Raw genomic sequence first — 20,794 nt, 5'->3', positions numbered from 1 at the left:
CATCAACGATGCAGAAGAAATATGTAAAATCGAACATGGTGGCTGAAGGCTTAGGTTGTGTGGTAACTCCCTAATGGTTTTCAGTCACCTTTTTTTCAAGTTAATTTCTTATCCGCGATTCAGGTTAAGTTTATTCAAAATAATAACCATTCTAGGCCAAGAAATATATTTTCATATTTCTTGGCTTAATTAATATCCGGTTCATGTAATTCATAACTAAATATTAAAAAATTTGACGTTATCACTAGTAATATTTAATCTATATCAATATTAATGAACTTATTATCAGGTGTATCGGATTTAACATAAAATTACGTTATGCGACATCAAGCGCAAAAGGAAAGGGCATAAAGCCCTTTTTTTATAATTCTAATAATCAGGATCAATACTAATAATTAATCGTCTTTTTTAAGAATTTCTGCTCTGTACTTCATAACGTCCTCAGTTGTTATGTCTTTGAGGTGTTTTCTGATTAGTGTGTGAATTAAATCTGATTCTTTAATTCGAATTTTTGTTTCAAACATCATTTCCAATGTTGAGTCTTTAATCATTTCTTCTTCTTCATCTCTCAACCGAATTGTTACAGCCATGTCTTTCTCCAAAATTTTGACATCATATCTGATTTATATTTTATGATATGTTGCAAAATCACAAATCAAATGTTATAAAACGATCAAATATCATTTGTGATAAATCATAAAGTGGAAAAAGAACTAGCTTTCGAAACAGTCTCAAAAATCATCTTTGATAATGCTTGCCAGTTAATTGTCGGGGGCAATCCTGCATTTGATTCGGAACGAGTTCTTTTTCATTTGGAAATGGTGATGGGTGAGTGGGGTTATCACTCTGCAAAAGTTTCTGAATATTGCGATTCAGTAAAAAAAGAAAATGACATCATGCGTGAAATGGGGATCGAAGAATGAGTATTTTAAAAAAAAGCCAAGATGCTATTTCTGTTCTTGAAGCTGAATCTGAAATTTTGATGCATGAAATAGCTCCTCATGATTGGGCTGTCTTATTGGTTCGCGTTGAAGAACTTAAATCCTATTTTGCTGAACTCGAAGCGGAGTATTCAGAATAATGAATAATTCGATCAAAAAAGAATCAATAGTCCAGTCTGGGCTGTGGGGATTGGAAAAAGTTGTTGCCCCCCTTAATAAGATGCCGGTAAAGATTGATGATCAACAGACACATATACAAAACGGCCAGTTACGATAGAAACAAGGGTGTATTAACCAGAGATGATTATGAGTACATTCGCGATCTACTGCAGACAGTACTAGAGCAACTGCAAAATTCAGAATTTGACAATGATGAAGAAATTACAAAGTTAAAATTATTGTTCGTTAGATTGGATCATCACATAGCGCGTCGGATTTCGGCATAACGTATATTATGTTCATTAGGATACTCGGCATCGTGAATGATAATTTTGCATATTCACGATGTCGAGCTGTGGCAACAGATGGTTTGTGTAGGCCACAGTCTTGGATATGCTATTTAACATAAAATTACGTTATGCGACATCAAGCGCAAAAGGAAAGGGCATAAAGCCCTTTTTTTATAATTCTAATAATCAGGATCAATACTAATAATTAATCGTCTTTTTTAAGAATTTCTGCTCTGTACTTCATAACGTCCTCAGTTGTTATGTCTTTGAGGTGTTTTCTGATTAGTGTGTGAATTAAATCTGATTCTTTAATTCGAATTTTTGTTTCAAACATCATTTCCAATGTTGAGTCTTTAATCATTTCTTCTTCTTCATCTCTCAACCGAATTGTTACAGCCATGTCTTTCTCCAAAATTTTGACATCATATCTGATTTATATTTTATGATATGTTGCAAAATCACAAATCAAATGTTATAAAACGATCAAATATCATTTGTGATAAATCATAAAGTGGAAAAAGAACTAGCTTTCGAAACAGTCTCAAAAATCATCTTTGATAATGCTTGCCAGTTAATTGTCGGGGGCAATCCTGCATTTGATTCGGAACGAGTTCTTTTTCATTTGGAAATGGTGATGGGTGAGTGGGGTTATCACTCTGCAAAAGTTTCTGAATATTGCGATTCAGTAAAAAAAGAAAATGACATCATGCGTGAAATGGGGATCGAAGAATGAGTATTTTAAAAAAAAGCCAAGATGCTATTTCTGTTCTTGAAGCTGAATCTGAAATTTTGATGCATGAAATAGCTCCTCATGATTGGGCTGTCTTATTGGTTCGCGTTGAAGACCTTAAATCCTATTTTGCTGAACTCGAAGCTGAGTATTCAGAATAATGAATAATTCGATCAAAAAAGAATCAATAGTCCAGTCTGGGCTGTGGGGATTGGAAAAAGTTGTTGCCCCCCTTAATAAGATGCCGGTAAAGATTGATGATCAACAGACACATATACAAAACGGCCAGTTACGATAGAAACAAGGGTGTATTAACCAGAGATGATTATGAGTACATTCGCGATCTACTGCAGACAGTACTAGAGCAACTGCAAAATTCAGAATTTGACAATGATGAAGAAATTACAAAGTTAAAATTATTGTTCGTTAGATTGGATCATCACATAGCGCGTCGGATTTCGGCATAACGTATATTATGTTCATTAGGATACTCGGCATCGTGAATGATAATTTTGCATATTCACGATGTCGAGCTGTGGCAACAGATGGTTTGTGTAGGCCACAGTCTTGGATATGCTATTTAACATAATATATATTATACGAAATAGTATAATTAAGACTTTGATATTTAATATTTTTTAATTTATTGGTGCTTAAATCTTTCATCTGTGTAACAAACTTGATTTGTTGCTCTTACACATCAAACATATTTTGTGCCGCCAAGATCCTACGCAATACTGACAATATTATTTGTCCTGCCACAATCCTTAGACAAGAAAAAGCCATAACAATTGTTGTTATGGCTGTACATATGTATTTCTATATTTAAATCAGTCTACTGTTTTCCTGATTGTTGATTTAGGAAGATTTGATTTCCTCACTACTAAATACTTTAGTCTTTTGCTCTATTTGATCTGGCTTTAAAAATGAAGATGCAATAATCGCAATCACAGCAAAGCCTGAAATATAGGCAATAATTAAATTTGGGCTTCCATCACCAATACTTAGCAATTTTGTCGCGATTAATGGAGCTAAACCACCACCTAGCACGCCTGCAAATTGAACTGAGATTGAAATACCGCTATAACGTATTTCTGCTGGAAATTGGCGCGAAAATAACTGTGACTGCGGCGCATACATCAAAGGAAAAACCACACCAATACCAATCACAATGGCCGTCCAAACCAATACTGGATCTTTAGTATTTAACATCGCAAAAAATGGATAGCTGTATAAAGCCAGTACGCATAAACCAAATCTAAACATGTTTTTTTGCCCAACTTTATCAGACAAATGTCCAAAAATTGGCGTAATGACCATGATGACTGCAGCACCACAAATCGTTGCAAACAAAATGTCTTGTCTAGGAATATTCAGCTGTGTGGTAGTATAGGCTAAAGCAAATGTCGATGCCAAATAGAACCAAGCATTTTCAGCAGCTCGAGATAAAATAATCGTAATCAACTGCTTAGGATGATTTTTAAACACTTGTTTTGCTGGAACTTTAATTGTTTCAGTTTGAGCTTTAACTTTTTCAAAGTCTGGTGACTCCGGTACTTTTACACGAATATACCAACCTACAGCCAGTAAAATAATGCTGGCTAAAAATGGTAGACGCCAACCCCAGCTAAATAGCGCTTCTTCAGGTAACATTGAGACTAGACCTAAAGCTACCGAAGCGAGCAATAAACCACCACCTGTACTGGCTTGCGGTAGACTTCCCCAAAAGCCTTTTTTACCCGCTGGCGCATGTTCTACCGCCATGAGTACTGCTCCGCCCCATTCTCCACCCATGGCCATGCCTTGTATAAATCTTAAAATAATTAAACAGACCGTTGCCCAATAACCAATGGTTTCAAATGTCGGTAACAACCCAATCATCACCGTGGGAATACCCATCAACATTAATGTGACCAATAACATTGATTTACGACCAACTTTATCGCCAAAATGACCAAAAACTATTCCACCGAGTGGTCGACCAATAAAGCCTACAGCATAGGTTGCAAATGCAGCCAACACGCCAGTTAAGGGATCAAGATTTGGGAAAAAAAGTCGATTGAAAATGAGTGCTGCGGCAGCACCATAGATAAAAAAGTCATACCATTCGATGGTTGTACCCACCATACTGGAAATACCCGCTAAACGATGCGAGGACTTAGCTGGTGGAGCTGTGTTTCCCTGTACATTTTGCATTGTTATCTTCCTTATTCTGCAAGATATTTCTACGTTGCATTTTCACGATGCTTGATTTGTATGATGATTTTCTTCATGAAAATCAATATTTTTAGATCTTATATGTGTTTAATTTACGCTGAGTCACTGGTTCATATCGAACATAAAATCAAATATGAATATTGACCAAGGGTTTGAACCGTTAAAAATATAAATCTACTGATTAAATAGATATTTCCTCCATTATTTTGTCTAAAGTCGGACTAGACTGTTGCCACTTTGGCTGTTTGTCTTTATCCACAATTAATGCACGCACACCTTCAACAATATCGCCATGTTGAAACCAAACGTCTTGTAAATGTCGTTCAATTTGCATGCATTGCTTTAGTGAAAGACCTCGACCTAAATGTTGGAGTTGCAAACTGATCCTTTTCGCGATTGGAGATCGTTGTTCCAAGGTATTGCGTATTTTTAACGCCCACGCTTGAGCATCATTATGCTGTTCATTTTCAAGACTATTTTCAATGGCATCAATGCTCTCATAACCAAAATGCTTACGAATTAAATCTGCATTTTGACTGAGTTCACTTTCCGCTGGTCGAGTAATATATTTCGCAATCAATTGTTCAATATATTCTTTGCTGAGATGCTTGGAATTTCTTAAATCTTCTTCTAATTGAACAAGTTGCTCACTCGGAACATGGTAGTCAATCAAATCTAGGTATAACGCATCGCTGGCACTGATTTGATCGCCCGTAGTTGCCATGTACACACCAATATCATCCAAACGTGATAAAAAATGTGTCGCAGCCACATCTGGGAAAAATCCAATGGCAGTTTCAGGCATGGCAAATCTAGACTTTTCGCTGCTGACAAGCACATGACATGCTTGGGCTAAGCCAAATCCACCTCCAAGTACATAGCCATCGAGTATGACAATAATGGGTTTTTCATACGAACGAATGGTGTTCAGCATTTCATACTCAGCTTGAAAATAAGCTTGATGATCTTCTTTACCATTCATATAACTATCATAGAGATAGCGAATATCTCCACCTGCACAAAATGCTTTGGGACTATTTGAGCGTATAAGTACGGCATGAATATTGGTTTGATCAGCCCATAGTGCTAATTGCTGCTGGATGCCTTGGATCATTTCTAAAGACAAGGCATTTAAACTTGCCACGCGATCTAAACTGATTTGGCCTAAATGTCCATGTTCTTCAATCATTAAGTTATTTGTACTCATATCCGTATGATCCTTTTTTCTTTTTAATTGTTTTTAAAATTGGCTTGGCGCTTTTCAACAAATGCTTGCATGCCTTCTTTTTGGTCTTGAGTTGCAAAAATTGAATGAAATGTTCTACGTTCAAAACGTAAACCTTCTTGCAAACTGACTTCAAATGCACGGTTAATTGACTCCTTGATCATCATGGTTGCGACTACAGATTTTTCGGCTATTTTTTCAGCAGCTTTTAAGGTCTTTTCGACTAACTCCTCATTAGGGAAGACTTGAGCAACTAAACCACTCTGCTCTGCTTCTACTGCGCCCATTTGTCTCGCAGTCAGACACATTTCCATGGCTTTGGCCTTACCAATAGCAAGCGTTAAACGCTGTGTCCCACCTATCCCTGGGATTACTCCCAAAGTCACTTCTGTTAAACCGAATTTTGCATTATCGGCACAGTAAATAAAGTCACACATGAGCGCTAACTCACAGCCTCCACCTAACGCATAACCACTGACAGCTGCGATTAGAGGTTTACGGCGCTGAGCAATTCGATCTGCCAGATGAAAAAAATCATCCAAATAAATATTTGGAAAACTCAGTTCAGCCATTTCTTTAATATCTGCACCAGCGGCAAAGGCTTTTTCTGAACCTGTAATAACCATACAGCCAATGGAAGAATCTCTGTCTAAATCATCTAAGGCCAAATTAAGGTCTTGAATTAATGTGCTATTTAATGCATTTAAGGCCTGAGGACGATTTAAAGTAATAAGTCCAACACCATTGTTCTTTTCAAGCAGAATCGTTTCAAATTGCATGTAATATCCCTATATATGTTCAATATTCATGAGTAGGCTTCATATCTGAAGCCTTTTCATTTAAATGTCTTAATGACAACGTTATAAGCTGCGGGCAATTACTAAACGTTGGATATCACTCGTACCTTCATAGATTTGGCAAATACGTGCATCACGATAAATACGCTCTATAGGGAAATCTTTGAGATAGCCATAACCACCAAAGACTTGTAATGCTGCGGAGCAAACACGCTCAGCCATTTCAGATGAAAAAAGCTTGGCCATAGACGCTTCATTTAAGCAAGGTTGTCCTGCTTCTTTTAAACGTGCCGCGTGATAGACCAATTGGCGTGCTGCCTCTATTTCTGTCGCCATACTTGCCAATCGGAACGCAACTGCCTGATGTTCAAAGATCGGCTTTCCAAAGGTAATACGCTCTTTGGCATATCGGGTTGCTTCTTCTAATGCTGCTCGTGCAAGACCAACCGCTTGCGCCGCTATACCAATACGACCGCCTTCTAGATTTGATAAGGCAATTTTCAAACCTTCACCTTCTTTTCCTAACATCAAGCTTTCATGCACACGAACATCTGTTAGTGCAATTTGACAGGTATCTGAAGCATGTAACCCAAGCTTTTCTTCAGTACGAATCACTTCATAACCGGCTGTCTCACGAGGGACAATAAAAGCACTCAGGCCTTTTTTTCCTGCACTCGGATCAGTCACAGCAAAGACAATAATGACCCCTGCATTATGTCCCGAGGTAATAAACTGCTTAGCACCATTAATCACCCATTCATTGCCATCTTTGACTGCACGGGTTTTAATGGCAGCAGCATCTGAACCCGTATGCGGCTCAGTTAATGCAAATGCACCGATCATTTTGCCTTGTGCTAAAGGCACTAAATATTTCTGCTTTTGTTCTTCTGTGCCAAATTTAGCAATAGGAACACAGCCTACTGAGTTATGTACACTCATAATGGTTGATGTTGCCCCATCGGCCGCGGCAACCTCTTCTAAAGCCATAACATAGGCAAGATTACCTGTATCTGAACCACCCCATTCATCTGATACCAACATACCCAATAAACCCAGTTCTCCCATCTGCGCTAAAGCCGCTTTGGGAAAGGTTCCGTGTTTATCCCATTCAGCCGCTTGAGGTTTAATTTGTTCCTGCGCGAAACTGCGTGCCATGTCCTGAATTAATAATTGTTCTTCGGTAAATTGCATCTTATCTTCCTGTACATCAATCAAATGCTTCCATCCAGTTTGAAAATGATTAGAACTGAATGAAAGCTTGATTTTGATCCTGATTGTTCGGCATTCATTTAGGGTTAATCGTTGCGTCTTTTAACTTGCATGCTGCGTGGATTGTTTCGCAATCTCTTGATTTCTTAATAAGAAACGCTGAATTTTTCCACTTGGAGTTTTCGGTAGTTCTTGAACAAACTCCACCAATCGTGGATAAGCATGTGCAGATAAGCGCTTTTTCACAAATTGCCCTAGCTGCTCCGCTAATTCTTCTGACGCTGTGACATGCTCAGCTAAAATTACAAAAGCTTTTACGATTTCTGTCCGATCCGGATCAGGTACACCAATGACCGCAGCTTCAATCACTGCATCATGCTCAAGTAAAGCGCTTTCAACATCGAATGGCCCGATACGATAACCTGATGTTGTAATCACATCATCATTACGACCAACGAAGCTCATACTGCCATCTGCGTGTAATTCTGCGGTATCACCCGTGAGGTAATAATGCTTTACAAAGGGTGACTTACGACTTTCTTTATAGCCACCAAACCACATCATCGGTGATTGACTAATATCGACAGCCAGTACTCCTGGCGTTCCTGCAGCTAGCTCTTGCCCTTGTTCATCAACAACTGCCACGCGATATCCCGGACTGGCATAACCTGCGACACCTGCGCGAATATCATGTTGTAAGCCATGATGATTACACACCACCATACCAACTTCAGTCTGACCATAATGGTCAAAGATCGGTGCATCTAAAACTTGTTTAAACCAGCGGAACACTTCAGGGTTAAGCGGCTCACCAGCGCTACTGACAACTCGAAATTTCCCTTTGAGTTTTGCCATTTGTTCAGGATCAGCTGCCATCATCATCCGATACGCTGTCGGTGCGCCTGCAAGGTTCGTCACTTTGTAGTCATCTACAATCTGACACAAACTATCAATGCTAAAACCACCTTCGTAAAAGAGTGTTGCATGTCCAAGTAAAAGTGGCCCAGTAATTCCGTAATACAAACCATAAGCCCAACCCGGATCGGCAATATTCCAAAACGAATCATCTTCACGTAGCCCTACCGCATTTTTCATATATTGACCAAAAGCGATCAAAGCTTTAAGCGGGACTTCTAAGGGCTTTGCAGGACCTGTAGTACCTGAAGTAAACATCAAAAGAAATGGATCATTGATGCTCTGTAGGACAATTTCACAATCTGTAGACTGTGCGTTTACTTCATCCCAAAAGTTTAAATCTCCCTGTTGAATCCCTTGACCCGCTCGATCTGCAACAGTAACGATTTGGGGACAATGTGCAACTTCATCTAATTTACTGCGATTACCAACATCGCTAATCACCAATTTGCTTTGTGCAAGGTGTAAACGATGTTCAATGGCTTTGGGGCCAAAGGCGGTAAATAGCGGTTGATATACAGCACCTATTCGCCAAGCCCCTAAAATCACCACAAGTAATTCAACTGTACGGGGTAATAAACCCGATACACGATCACCTTTTTGCACACCCTGTGACTTTAAAAAATTGGCAAATTGGCTTGACCACTGTTGCAGCTCTGCAAAGGTATATTGTTCTTTCCGTCCATCTTTGCCCTGCCAATACAGTGCAGCCTTATCTTGATCAATCGCATGACGGTCGCAGCATTCATAACATGCATTTAATTGCTCTAAAGAGCCTGATAACATTTCTTTGGCAGCATGATTTAAGTCAAATGCCTTTGCAACATCTTGATAATTCGACATCTTCTCTACCTCAGTCTCAATTTATTGTTATTCCGACACGAGTGTTAGTATTTTTAGCCATCCCTAGGCTAGATTGGTGTTCAAAGCGATTAAGCGTCCTTAGGTAAGTATTGCTGCACAATGCTTGAAAAATCTAAGTGTGCATTACCTTGTAAACACAGCTGTTGATACATCTGCTGAACCAGTCCACCTAAAATAATCGGCTGTTTGACTTGTCCTGCGGCTTCTACAGCTAATCCTAGATCTTTCAACATCAACTGCGTTGCAAAACCATCGGTATAGCCACGTCCCGCAGGTGCATTTGCTGAGATACCCGGCCATGGATTACATACATCCGAACTCCAACAACGTCCGCTCGAACTATTCACCACACCTGCTAAGGCTTGAGGATCAATCCCTAGGCGCGCACCGAGCGCCATACCTTCAGCAACAGCTGCCATGGAAATACCAAGAATCAAGTTATTGCAAATTTTCGCAATTTGACCTGCACCCACATCGCCACAATGCACAATGTTTTTTCCCATGTGGCCCAATACCGCTTTGGTTCTTTCAAAGGTTTGATCATCTGAACCGACCATAAAGGTTAATGTACCTGCCTGAGCACCAATAGTTCCGCCTGAAACAGGTGCATCACAGATTTTTATCTGATGTGCAGCACCCGCCTCGGCTATATCCTTAATGGTTTGCGGATCAATGGTACTGCTATCGATACATAAGCTTCCTGCTTTCATTACCGCCAATACACCATTTTCTCCCAAGTACACCTCTTTGACATGCTTGGCAGCAGGCAACATGCTAATCAAGACATCTGCTTGTTTCGCGGCATCTTGTGGGCTGTGGCAAACGATGCCACCTGCTTCAGTAAAATGCTGAATCGCAATTTCACTTAAGTCGAAACCGTAAACCGTAAAACCTGCTTTGAGTAGGTTTTGGGCCATTTTTCCGCCCATGTTTCCTAAACCGATAAAGGCAATATTCATCCTTGAACTCCTAAATTAACGTAGGTTAATGGTGGTATTCACTTCACCTTTTTCTTGTGTATCTTCGAACCAACGACTGGTGATGGTTTTAGTTTGTGTATAGAACTGAACTGCTTGCTTACCATATGGACCTAAGTCACCCAGTTTTGAACCACGCGATCCTGTAAAACTAAAGAAAGGTACAGGTACAGGAATTGGAATATTGATACCCACTTGACCAATATCGATATCACTTTGGAATGTACGAGCAACTGCACCACTTTGTGTAAACAGTCCAACACCGTTGCCGAATGGATTAGCATTAATCAATTCAATCGCCTGCTCCAAAGTATCGACATGAATAATGGCTAAAACGGGCCCAAAGATCTCTTCGGTATAGATGCGCATATCGGTTGAAACTTGATTAAAAATCGTCGCTCCGACAAAGTTTCCTTGCTCATAGCCAATGACTTGAACATCACGACCATCCAGCAACAGTTCTGCGCCTTGTTCTACACCGCTTTGAATTAAATCCAATACACGTGCTTTTGCGCGAGGTGAAATGACTGGGCCAATATCGGTATTCGGTTCATGGCCTGCATTGACCTTCAGAGTTTTGGCTTTTTCAACCAGTTCATTAACCCATTCTTTACTTTCACCAACCATGACAGCAACAGACAAAGCCATACAACGCTGACCTGCTGCACCAAATGCTGCACCAACGAGAGCATTTAAGGTTTGTTCTTTATTGGCATCTGGCATCACCACCACATGGTTTTTGGCCCCCATCATCGACTGCACACGTTTTCCATGCTGTCCTGCAAGGTTATATACATGTGTACCAACGGCTGTAGAGCCTACAAATGAAATGGCCTTAATAGCTTGATGTGTGCATAAACGATCAACAACGTCTTTACCACCATGCACTACGTTTAATACACCTGCTGGAATACCGGCTTCAATCGCAAGTTCGACAAGCATCATGGTCGATAATGGATCTTGTTCAGATGGCTTTAAAACAAAGGTATTTCCACAGACGATGGCCATTGGGAACATCCACAGTGGAATCATCGCAGGAAAGTTAAATGGCGTAATTCCTGCACATACACCCAAAGGTTGCTGCAAGGTATAGGTATCCACACCACGTGCAACACCTTCTATATATTCGCCCATTTGAAGTGTGCCAACCGAACACGCATGCTCAACGACTTCTAAACCACGTTGAATATCACCTTCAGCATCTGCTAGCGTCTTTCCTTGCTCAGCAGTCAGTACACGGGCAATGTCTTTCATATTGCTACGGATCAGATCTTGTAGTTTCAGCATAATACGCATACGTGCTTGAACGGGTGTTAAGCGCCAAGTTTTAAAAGCCTCTTGCGCTGAAGCAATCGCTGCATCCACTTCTTCCATAGTCGCCATTGGAACACGACCCAAAACCTCTTGAGTTGCTGGATTTAGAATGTCTTGCCACTCTGTAGTGTTTGACTCTACAAATTTACCGTTAATTAATAATTTAGCCGTCGCTGACTGAATATTTGACATTGTGTTCATGACCTCTCCATAGGCACTTATTGTTTTGTACTGACTTAGAAAATATCCAAAAGCCTTATATTTATATTTTCCAATTCACTTCAAACTAGCAAAGAAAATTTTGACTACCAATAGAGATTCACGCACGATTGATGTGCAAATATGCACAGGGATGACAATAACAATGAAAGTAGATTGGGATCATTTACAGTATTTTTTGGTTTTGGCTCGTGCGAAAACCCTAACCAATACCGCACGAATTATTGGTGTGGAGCACAGTACGGTTTCTCGACGTATACATGCGCTAGAACTGGCTTTAGGCACGTCATTATTTAAACGTGAAGCCACAGGTTATGAACTCACTTTAGAAGGTTTGGCACTGGTTCCTCGCGTTGAACAAATGGAACAGGCATTTTTACAAATCGAAAAACCCAACCAACCTATGCAAGGTCGTGTGCGAATTGGCACACCCGAAGGGTTTGGAACGGCATTTTTGACACAGCTCTTGGCAGAATTGTCCAAAAAATACCCTCTGCTGACTATCGACCTTATTCCTGTACCGAAAATGATCAAGCTTTCACATCGTGAAGCAGATATTGTTATTTCCATCGATCGACCGAAATCAGGCCCCTATATCATTACTCGACTAGCAGACTATTGTTTAAAGATTTATGGCAGTAAAGAATACTTAAAAAACACGCAACCCATTCATACATTAGAAGATTTAAAATCACACACTTTTGTGAACTATATAGATGATCTAGTCTATAGCCCAGAACTGTATTGTTTAGAACGTTTACCTATTCAGCTCAATGCAAACTTTAGAAGTAGTAGTATTTTGGCTCAACAAATTGCTGTGAGTGCGGGTGCAGGATTGGCAATATTGCCCAAGTTTTTGGCCGAGGAAAAACCCGAATTAGAACAAGTCTTGGCGCAAGATGTTCGTTTTGTGCATACCTTTTGGATGCTGACCTTAGTCGATTTACAGCATGAGCCGCGTATTAAACTGGTTTGGGACTTTTTGAGAAAAAGAACTGACCAATATCATAGTTTATTAATGGATTAAGAGATGAAGCTTCCTTCCAAAAGGTAAATGACAAATAATCTGAGATTCATTTTCTCAGTTAAATCATAATTTTTTTGTTTTCTTGATATTTAATCTTAGCTTGCGTTGTCATATAAGTTAAGATTTTCTGAAATTCTCTGACACACAAGCTAAGATTTTATTTCTCTTTAATTTGCGGGTTAATTGAATTCAGGATGCTTATAAACCTCAGTGTCATATTTTTTTTGTTTAGCGATGATATTGTTTTTGAGTATATCCACCTTATCTTGATGTATTTTCACAAAATCCTTTTGCGCGGCCTGCCATGTATCAAAACCTTGCTTCAAGTCATCAATCGTACCCTCCAAAAATCTACCTTTAAAAAACAAATTATGATTTTGCAAGTTAATCTCGCAAGGTCTGAATAGATACATGCAGTAACAATCGTCATTGCGCTTCTCTACATACAATACGCTGTCCATAATGGCATCCCACCCATTCAGCATCATATCACCTGTGCCTTCTTCACGAATTAAGTATTGGTGATAGTAGATTGAGCTGTTCACGATCAGAATGTTTTTCGCCCCGCTGCCATATTTCCGCACGGTGGCATGACCGTCAGGAAAATATTTTTTTATAACATCAGGTATCCATTGAAAGTCATTTTCATCAATTTTGTTGAATGGTGTGTACTCAATCCGTTCATGTTTCATCACGCCTTTTTCATCCAAATGCCATTGACGGTTTTTGGCGCTAAGTTTGAGATAAATCAATAAAATGACAGTTCCTAATATTGTTATGAGCGTAATTATTTCCATTGTATTCTGCTTGTAACCCCAAATTATTTTATGATCTAATTTTCAATGTATTGAGAGGTTTATTCAAGACTACTCTACACTTTAACAATCCCGAATCATGTGTCAATAATCTCAAATCAACTGTCATTCAACTCCAAACTATAACTGTTATAGAAATTTAGATGAATGTTGTATCTATGCTTTCAGGCGATATACCCCAATAATCACCTATAACCACTAGGGATTTAGAGTACATCTTATGAGCAATCAAGAGCCTAAAAAACCGCAAAAATATGCAGACAGTGAAATTTCAGATAAGGCGTTTAAACGTGCCATTATTTGGTTCTCGATCTATGTGCTTTTATTCTGTATTGGTGTAGCGTTTGTCGTTGGTGCAGATAATTCCTATCTACCTTAAGCGACAGTATTATTCACTTATTGCAACTCGCTATTGCATGTATATCTTACATTTCATGTTTGCTCATGATCAGTTCATAATGAATTGATCATCAGACCAAATAATTTGGTTTAAATTTGAATTTAAAAAAAGCTTGTAAGTTTACATTTACAAGCTTTTTGCATTTTTAAAGTGATCAAATCACAGTTATAAACTTAATATCTCATCTGAATCGCTTATGCAGGACTCTGCTTTTTCACTTGGTGCTGAAGATGCGTTTGAATGTATTCACCGTAGACCGACATTTTTTCGAAGATATGCTCTGAATAAAACATGTCTTCTACCAAGACTTGCGCACGGTCAAATTCATATAAACTTAATCGTTGTAAAATTTTGGCGTTAATAACCGAAAATTTTTGGCATAAATCGATATATTGCTGATCTTTATCTTTAAATAGCAGCTTTAACATATTGATTTTATTTAGATCAAAATCAATCGGTTCAACTTTATCCGCCAAGACATGGATTTCAACATCTAAAAATTCAGCGAGCTGTTTTAATTTTTCTAAGTCGATATCTAGATGTGTAATACAAATGATTTTGGAAACTTTCGGATTACATAAGCTATTGATCAAACTAAAATAGAAGTATTCTGCTGGCGATAGTTGTTCATTATGTAGCTCAATGTAGACATTTAGTCCCGATAAAACATCATCAACTTTAAATGCGCTAAGTTTAGCCTCAGCATGGTAATAACGATTTAATATTGCAACATTTTCAGGGCTTTGTGGTGTAGCGTAGATCACCTTCTGATTCAAATTCGCTAAGATAAATGGTGCAAATAAGAAAGCTGCATTTTCAGCCTTGGCATTCATATGCTCCTGACAAATACTGACATAGCCCACTTGCTGTACTTGACGCAAAATTCGACTGCGCAAAAGTACTGCTTCTAAATTAGTATGCTGTTGTTGCAACAGATGCAGCGTTGAAGCTGTTAATGGAACACCCACCAGTAAATGTTGTAACAGTTCTAATTCACTGGCTTTAAACATAGTCAACTCCCTAACTTCTATACCATTTGACACCACAAGTGTTGTGGTCAATGCACCTTATAAAAAATTCAAGCTTAAAACTAGATACAGTGAATTTGAAAAAACATATAACAGTACCGACCCATCTGTTATAAAAATATAATGTACAACTAATTTTACTGATATATTTATAACAGAATCTTGTCTTGTTAATGACTATGTATAAATCGGAACAGCTTGCTCAGCACTTACGTCAACTGATTGAAAATGGCACTTTAAAAGCGCACGAAAAGCTCCCGTCTTTGCGTGAACAAGTGCAGTTATCCGGCTTTAGTTTAATCACGGTCATGAATGCTTATCAGGAGTTAGAATCGCGTGGCTTAATCTATGCACGTGAGAAATCTGGCTACTATGTGGCGCAAGGCTTAGTCGAAATAGAGGCTGAACAAACTCAAATCGTGTCCTTAAACACACCGGTTGAAATTAACTCACTAGTATTTAAGTATTTAAAATCAATACAAGATGAAAAAATCATTCCCTTGGGATCAGCTTTTCCAGCTCAAGACATTGTTTTTTCTAAAAAGTTAACCCAAATCATGGGGCAAATTTCCCGAAATTCCAAAAGTTACGATGCCATTGATAATCTTCCACCTGGTAATTTAGCCCTACGTAAGTTAATTGCACAGCGCTATTGCATGCAAGGCATTGCCACAGATCCAGAGGATATTGTGATTACCTCAGGCTGTATGGATGCACTGAATCTTTCCTTACAGGCAATAGCTTCACCGGGTGACTATATTGTGTTACAGCAAAATATTTTCTATGGCGCCTTGCAAGCTGCAGAGCGCTTAGGCCTTAAAGTGGTGACCTTACCTGAACATCCACAAGACGGTTTTGATTTAACCGCATTTGAACATATTTTAAAAACTTATCCCGTCAAGATCTGCTGGCTGATGCTGAATTCGCATAATCCTGTGGGCTTCACAGTGAGTGATGAAATCAAGCAAAAAATTGCCGTGTTATTACACCAATATCATGTGCATTTAATTGAGGACGATGTGTATGAGGAAATGCATTATGCCTCTAAGAAGCCCGTTTCAATGAAATATTTTGACCAAAATAATATGGTCTTACATTGCTCTTCTTTTTCTAAAACGTTGGGCGCTGCATTTCGGGTCGGTTGGGTGCATGCGGGTAAATATTCTCAAGCGATTCAACACTTACAGCTTATGAGCACGATTTCCGTTAATACCTTATTGCAAAATGCCTTGGTGGAATTTATTTCAAATTATCATTATGAAAAACATTTAAGGGTCTTAAGAAAAAGTCTACAACAGCATAAATTACAGTTTTACCGTTATTTGGAAAGCCGCCTACCGACTGGATGCAAATTACAATATCATCCAAGTGGTTATTTTCTTTGGTTAAAACTACCGGAAAATGTTGAAAGTATGGCAGTCTATGAAGCCCTAATTCAACAGCAGATTGGCGTTGCTCCAGGCCGTTTATTTAATGTTGCGGAAGCCAAAACTCAATATATCCGTTTAAATTGTTCCTTTGCATGGAAGGATGAGATTCAACAGGCTTTAGATGCCCTCCTTAGTACAATCTCTGCACTTTCCTCAGATCAGATGAATATTTGACAATTTTTATTGTCATTATTATGCTCAAAGCAATACAGTTCAAATACATATATTTGTTGTTGAGATAACAATGAATTCATTCAATATTTACCAAAATTCAAAAAACAAATAGGTTAGTTCATGGAAGATCAAAAACACAGTCAACGCATACATGCCTTTAGTTCGGATGTACTCACAGATCTGGATGCTGTGGGGATTGCACAGCTCATCAAATCTAAAGAAGCCTCCGTGCAAGAAATAACACAAGCGGCCATTGCACGTGCGGAACAAGTGAACCCGCATCTAAATGCCATTGAACTGGACTGTTTTCAGCGTGCTTTAGAGCAAAATCAATATGTTGAACATGGTCTTTTTGCGGGTGTCCCTTTTTTCTTTAAAGATAATCTAGATTATCAAGGATTGCCCTCACGCCATGGTTCAAAGGCCATCGGTTCAAAACCAGCCGATCGTAATCCTCAAATTAGCCAACAAATCTTAGATCAAGGGTTTGTCGTATTAGGAAAATCCAAGCTCCCTGAATTTGGTCTAAATGCCAGCACCGAATATAAAGATGGATCAGCCACCTATAACCCTTGGCATTTAAGTTATTCCTGCGGTGCATCTTCAGGGGGTTCCGCAGCTCTCGTTGCAGCCGGTGTAGTGCCGATTGCCCATGCCAATGATGGCGGTGGTTCGATTCGTATCCCTGCTGCATGCTGCGGTTTGATTGGATTAAAGCCTAGCCGTGGCCGTACTTATGACAGTGAAGCAGCAGGCTCTCTTCCGATTAATATCATCAGTGAAGGTGTCCTAACCCGTAGCATACGAGATACTGCTCATTTCTATGCAGGAATGGAATCAAGTTATTACAATAAAAAGCTGCCACGCATAGGCATGATTCATGGGCCTTCTAAACGTCGATTACGCATCGGTTTAGTCCCGCAATCGATTACAGGGCAAATAGATAGCGAAACAACTGCAACCTTAATGCATAGTGCAGCACTCTTAGAAAAATTAGGCCATCATGTTGAAGAACTTCAATTACCTTTTTCCTTAAGCTTTGTTGAAGATTTTAGTGAATATTGGGGGATGTTATCCTTTTTACTGAGTACCTTTGGCAAGAAAATCTTTGGCGCTGACTTTAATCCCAAAGAGTTAGATCACTTAACCGTTGGTTTATCGAAGTTGTATAAAAAGAACTTTTATAAAACCCCGCTGTTTCTGTATCGATTAAAGAAAATGCAGCAACAATATCGTGAAATCTTTAAGCATTATGACGTTTTGCTATCGCCTGTACTTGCACATACCACACCGAAAATCGGCTATTTATCACCTCAATTACCGTTTGACCAGTTATTTGAACGTATACAGAACTATGTGACTTTTACCCCCATCCAAAATGTTGTTGGTGCGCCAGGTATGTCGATTCCTATGGGAGAAACCCAAAACGACGGACTACCGATCAGTATGCAAATATCAGCCGATGTCGGTGATGAAAAAACCTTGATCGAACTGGCGTATGAAATTGAAGAAGCTCAGCCATGGCGACGTATTCAGGATATGCCTCGAACTGCTTAACAGCCCAATCAAAGGTTTAAAAAAGGGAGCTGATTGGCTCCCTTTTTTATTTTCAAATCCGCAGCATAAGGCTTTGCAAGGGATAACTGTATTTGAATACAAGATACTTAATTAAAATGATACGTTAGTCCTGCATATACCGCCCGACCTTCACCCGGTGTTAAACGAGCAGGATCTTTGCCGGCATCGTTATAGCCCGGTGTCACGGTAGATGCATATTTTTTATTGGCCATATTTCTGAAATCCAACCAAGCCAAATACTGTTTTTGTGGTTGCATATAGCCGAACGATGCTCCCCAAATTTGCCAATCTTTTGCGTAGAAACTATTGGCATAGTCGGTTGCGACCTTTGCGGCATAAAGTGTATTCACCGCAGCATAAAAGCCTAAAGGATGTTCGTATTTCAGTTCAGCCTGATAGATGTGTTTTGGTATACCTGCCAGCTCATTTTTTCCAAATACCGCATCATTTTTATAGTGAAAATCATTCAAGGTATAGGCTTGTTTTAGTTGAACCTGTCCATATGTATCATTTTGCCAAAGTGAACTGTTTAAACCGACTTCAATCCCTTGATGGATGGTGTCTGAAGCATTCGATTCGTAAATTATCGGATTAGGCTCTGGTTGGATTTCAACAGCCAACAGTTCATTTTTAACCTGTGAATAGTAATATGCAATATTCCACTCACCCAGTGCATGTTGACCACGCCCACCTAGTTCAAGAGTATTCGCTGTCTGACTATTCAAATGAATCGGAGCATTTTGGCGTCCCGTCGCTGCGCCACTTTCATCGGGGAACTTTTGATCCGAACCCCAAATTAAAGCCCAAGGATGTGGTGCTTCTAAGCTTCGACTGACATTGGCAAAGAGCTGTGTTTCAGGTTGGATTTGATATCGAAAACCTAGCGATGGCAGGACATTCCATTCACGAATATTTTCTTTATGACTTTGCACAGGCCATGTCACTTCACTTTCACGATGGGTGTACGCCAATGCAACTCGACTATCGAGCCAAAACTGTGGGTGTAGTGCCAAGGCATTGGCATAATGTAAAACATAGTCACCACCTTGGTAGGTATAATGCCGCGTTTCTGTACCCGCAGCATAGGCGCCTTGCGCTACACGCAAGCGTTCAACGACCTGACCATCTGGCAAATGCGTGGTACTACGAAAACCTAAAGTATTTTGGCTTTCATGCCCCCATAGCGTTCGGTCAAATTGGTAGTTAAATAAGGTAATGATATCGTCATAGTCAACATCGGTACTATACAAACCTTCTTGCAAATCCATCGGATAATGATGATAGGCCAGACCCAACTGTAAACGATCGCCCGAGTCCAAAGTCATATTGGTTTTATTCGCCAACCAAAGACTTCCCGGCTGCGGACGATTATTATTCAGCGAGATATTTTGGGCTACTGCTTGTTTTGGATTTTGTTCAATCTGTTGTTGGGTTAGACGTCCCGGCGTTTGGTGTTCAGTCTCTCGGTAACGCAGATAAAAACGTGTATCTAGGTTTGGATTTATTTGATATCCCACATTGGCCGATATACCTTTACTCTGGCTTGAAGCATGATCTTGAAAACCATCATCATCACTTTGCGTTAATGAAACATAATAGTCTAAGTCACCGATTTGTTGTCCTGAGCTGATTTCACTTTTCTGATAACCGTGGCTACCCATTTCATGATGCACTGACAGTTTTGCTGCATTTTTTCCAGTTGGGCTATCATAGTTAATTAGACCACCCAAGCTTAATGCACCACGTGTTAAACCATTAGCCCCCCGTAAAACCTCTATATGGTCTACCCACAGCGGCTCAAGCAGTTCATAAGGTGTTCCACCCGGCCCTGTAAATGGCAAATCATCTAAGGTCACATACAATCCTGAAGCATGCGCCCCCGGTGCACGATTGATCCCGGAGCCACGTATCGACAGTTTCACCCCTTCATTTCCAGAAGATGCTGCGTATATCCCCGGTTGATTTTTAAATAAATCAGCATTTGTTCGCTTGGGTACATCTTGAATGTCTGCTGCAACGATCGCATTGGTTGCACCATTTACTTTAGTCAGTGCTTTTTTTATTTGATCATCCATTGAACTTTGTTCAACCTTAATGGTGATTTCAGGTAATACATTGCTATCTGCAACACTATATTGTGCCATTGCAGTAAGCATCATTAGGCTTAAAAGCTTAAGTGACGTGTTGTTATATTTGGAAAATTGAGGGACATCCATGATTGCGTCTTCTAAGTGAAACGAATTTAACGGCAAGGATTGTAGTGTGTTTTATCATCATGTATGTATCAAAATATTTCAAAATTCATGATTTTTATTAATATTCTTCTTCGTATTTTTATATTCAAATGATTTGTTAAATGAAATAAAACAGATAATTATATTTTTTAGTCAAAAAATAAAAGTTTCTAAATAAGATAAAAGCCCTCAATCGATAAAGATCAAGGGCGTGTATTGATTAAGAGTACGCATTGAAAGATTGTCGGAAA

20 protein-coding genes are annotated in these 20,794 nt (G+C 39.3%); 8 read left to right on the top strand and 12 right to left on the bottom strand.

The features are described 5' to 3' along the window. Nucleotides 1-395: 395 nt before the first annotated feature. Complete coding sequence (locus FTU65_RS13320) at nucleotides 396-590, bottom strand: hypothetical protein (RefSeq protein WP_180066891.1); 195 nt, start codon at nucleotides 588-590, stop codon at nucleotides 396-398. A gap of 111 nt (nucleotides 591-701) precedes the next feature. Between FTU65_RS13320 and FTU65_RS13315 the strand changes: the two genes are divergently transcribed. Further along, nucleotides 702-923 (top strand): hypothetical protein, encoded by a 222-nt coding sequence (locus tag FTU65_RS13315; protein ID WP_180066889.1) that lies wholly within the window; start codon nucleotides 702-704, stop codon nucleotides 921-923. Continuing rightward, nucleotides 920-1,081 carry a hypothetical protein gene (locus tag FTU65_RS13310; protein ID WP_180066893.1) on the top strand — a complete coding sequence of 54 codons (162 nt, stop codon included), beginning with the start codon at nucleotides 920-922 and terminating at the stop codon, nucleotides 1,079-1,081. The genes FTU65_RS13315 and FTU65_RS13310 overlap by 4 nt, the downstream gene beginning before the upstream one ends. Nucleotides 1,082-1,595: 514 nt before the next feature. On the opposite strand, the gene FTU65_RS13305 is transcribed toward FTU65_RS13310, so the two are convergent. Beyond that, nucleotides 1,596-1,790 (bottom strand): hypothetical protein, encoded by a 195-nt coding sequence (locus tag FTU65_RS13305; RefSeq protein WP_180066891.1) that lies wholly within the window; start codon nucleotides 1,788-1,790, stop codon nucleotides 1,596-1,598. A gap of 111 nt (nucleotides 1,791-1,901) precedes the next feature. Between FTU65_RS13305 and FTU65_RS13300 the strand changes: the two genes are divergently transcribed. After that, nucleotides 1,902-2,123, top strand: a complete 222-nt coding sequence (locus FTU65_RS13300; RefSeq protein WP_180066889.1) for a hypothetical protein — start codon at nucleotides 1,902-1,904, stop codon at nucleotides 2,121-2,123. Next, the gene (locus FTU65_RS13295) at nucleotides 2,120-2,281 is read left to right on the top strand and encodes a hypothetical protein (RefSeq protein ID WP_180066887.1); all 162 of its coding nucleotides are present in this window, start codon (nucleotides 2,120-2,122) and stop codon (nucleotides 2,279-2,281) included. Before FTU65_RS13300 ends, FTU65_RS13295 begins: the two co-directional genes overlap by 4 nt. Nucleotides 2,282-2,978: 697 nt before the next feature. Here FTU65_RS13295 and FTU65_RS13290 read toward each other — a convergent pair. From FTU65_RS13290 to FTU65_RS13260, 7 genes are all read right to left on the bottom strand, one after another. Beyond that, entirely contained in the window at nucleotides 2,979-4,316 is a 1,338-nt protein-coding gene (locus FTU65_RS13290) for an MFS transporter (RefSeq protein ID WP_180004472.1), read from the bottom strand. 202 nt (nucleotides 4,317-4,518) lie between these two features. Next, complete coding sequence (locus FTU65_RS13285; RefSeq protein ID WP_180004474.1) at nucleotides 4,519-5,544, bottom strand: enoyl-CoA hydratase/isomerase family protein; 1,026 nt, start codon at nucleotides 5,542-5,544, stop codon at nucleotides 4,519-4,521. Nucleotides 5,545-5,567: 23 nt separating this feature from the next. After that, nucleotides 5,568-6,341 (bottom strand): enoyl-CoA hydratase, encoded by a 774-nt coding sequence (locus tag FTU65_RS13280; protein ID WP_180011815.1) that lies wholly within the window; start codon nucleotides 6,339-6,341, stop codon nucleotides 5,568-5,570. An 81-nt stretch (nucleotides 6,342-6,422) separates the two neighbouring features. Continuing rightward, a complete protein-coding gene (locus FTU65_RS13275; RefSeq protein WP_180004478.1) occupies nucleotides 6,423-7,550 on the bottom strand; it encodes an acyl-CoA dehydrogenase family protein in 1,128 nt (375 codons plus the stop codon). 120 nt (nucleotides 7,551-7,670) lie between these two features. Further along, nucleotides 7,671-9,326, bottom strand: a complete 1,656-nt coding sequence (locus FTU65_RS13270) for an AMP-binding protein (RefSeq protein ID WP_180004479.1) — start codon at nucleotides 9,324-9,326, stop codon at nucleotides 7,671-7,673. An 89-nt stretch (nucleotides 9,327-9,415) separates the two neighbouring features. Continuing rightward, nucleotides 9,416-10,306 carry a 3-hydroxyisobutyrate dehydrogenase gene (gene mmsB, locus FTU65_RS13265; protein ID WP_180065910.1) on the bottom strand — a complete coding sequence of 297 codons (891 nt, stop codon included), beginning with the start codon at nucleotides 10,304-10,306 and terminating at the stop codon, nucleotides 9,416-9,418. A gap of 15 nt (nucleotides 10,307-10,321) precedes the next feature. Next, nucleotides 10,322-11,839, bottom strand: a complete 1,518-nt coding sequence (locus FTU65_RS13260) for a CoA-acylating methylmalonate-semialdehyde dehydrogenase (RefSeq protein WP_180054704.1) — start codon at nucleotides 11,837-11,839, stop codon at nucleotides 10,322-10,324. Between the two features lie 163 nt (nucleotides 11,840-12,002). On the opposite strand from FTU65_RS13260, the gene FTU65_RS13255 reads away from it, so the two are divergent. Beyond that, on the top strand, nucleotides 12,003-12,884 hold the full coding sequence (locus tag FTU65_RS13255; RefSeq protein WP_218949725.1) for a LysR family transcriptional regulator: 882 nt from the start codon (nucleotides 12,003-12,005) through the stop codon (nucleotides 12,882-12,884). A 179-nt stretch (nucleotides 12,885-13,063) separates the two neighbouring features. On the opposite strand, the gene FTU65_RS13250 is transcribed toward FTU65_RS13255, so the two are convergent. Further along, nucleotides 13,064-13,681, bottom strand: a complete 618-nt coding sequence (locus FTU65_RS13250; protein WP_180065908.1) for a hypothetical protein — start codon at nucleotides 13,679-13,681, stop codon at nucleotides 13,064-13,066. A gap of 238 nt (nucleotides 13,682-13,919) precedes the next feature. On the opposite strand from FTU65_RS13250, the gene FTU65_RS13245 reads away from it, so the two are divergent. Further along, on the top strand, nucleotides 13,920-14,078 hold the full coding sequence (locus FTU65_RS13245; RefSeq protein WP_168379604.1) for a hypothetical protein: 159 nt from the start codon (nucleotides 13,920-13,922) through the stop codon (nucleotides 14,076-14,078). A gap of 215 nt (nucleotides 14,079-14,293) precedes the next feature. Here FTU65_RS13245 and FTU65_RS13240 read toward each other — a convergent pair whose 3' ends face one another. Next, a complete protein-coding gene (locus FTU65_RS13240) occupies nucleotides 14,294-15,109 on the bottom strand; it encodes a hypothetical protein (protein ID WP_180065906.1) in 816 nt (271 codons plus the stop codon). Between the two features lie 197 nt (nucleotides 15,110-15,306). On the opposite strand from FTU65_RS13240, the gene FTU65_RS13235 reads away from it, so the two are divergent. Continuing rightward, nucleotides 15,307-16,731 (top strand): PLP-dependent aminotransferase family protein, encoded by a 1,425-nt coding sequence (locus FTU65_RS13235; protein WP_180065912.1) that lies wholly within the window; start codon nucleotides 15,307-15,309, stop codon nucleotides 16,729-16,731. A 120-nt stretch (nucleotides 16,732-16,851) separates the two neighbouring features. Then, nucleotides 16,852-18,288: an amidase gene (locus FTU65_RS13230; protein WP_168379606.1), complete on the top strand. Its 1,437-nt coding sequence runs from the start codon at nucleotides 16,852-16,854 to the stop codon at nucleotides 18,286-18,288. Between the two features lie 107 nt (nucleotides 18,289-18,395). Here FTU65_RS13230 and FTU65_RS13225 read toward each other — a convergent pair whose 3' ends face one another. Continuing rightward, complete coding sequence (locus FTU65_RS13225) at nucleotides 18,396-20,453, bottom strand: TonB-dependent receptor domain-containing protein (protein ID WP_257222998.1); 2,058 nt, start codon at nucleotides 20,451-20,453, stop codon at nucleotides 18,396-18,398. Nucleotides 20,454-20,794: the final 341 nt, after the last annotated feature.

Source organism: Acinetobacter sp. YH12129 (genome assembly GCF_013418685.1).
Classification (GTDB): Bacteria; Pseudomonadota; Gammaproteobacteria; order Pseudomonadales; family Moraxellaceae; genus Acinetobacter; species Acinetobacter amyesii.
Note: the sequence above shows the minus strand (reverse complement) of the source record. Positions and strands in the feature narration are given on the sequence as shown.